Genomic DNA, 303 nt, shown 5'->3' with positions numbered 1-303 from the left:
CGCACGTCTGCATTCTCGGCCTCGGTCCCTCGCTCGAGGCCTATGTCGACATCGTGAAGCGGCTGGGCGGCCGTCACGCTTTCTGCGACGAGGTCTGGGGCATCAACGGTGTCGCCGGCGTCGTGCAGTGCGACCGCGTCTTCCATATGGATGACGTCCGCGTCCAGGAGGTCCGCGCCGCAGCCCGTCCGGACAGCAACATCGCCCGGATGCTGGAATGGATGCGCAAGCACCCCGGCCCGATCTACACCAGCCAGGCGCACCCCGGCTACCCGGGCCTGGTCGCATATCCCCTCGAGGAGG

General features: G+C 68.0%; 1 protein-coding gene. It reads left to right on the top strand.

Annotation, left to right across the window (positions count from 1 at the left end):
• Nucleotides 1–303: hypothetical protein (locus EN818_RS33170; RefSeq protein WP_189524010.1), on the top strand; the 303-nt coding region annotated here is incomplete at both ends.

Source organism: Mesorhizobium sp. M3A.F.Ca.ET.175.01.1.1, assembly GCF_004791945.1.
Classification (GTDB): Bacteria; Pseudomonadota; Alphaproteobacteria; order Rhizobiales; family Rhizobiaceae; genus Mesorhizobium.
This window is presented reverse-complemented; position numbering and strand designations above follow the sequence as displayed.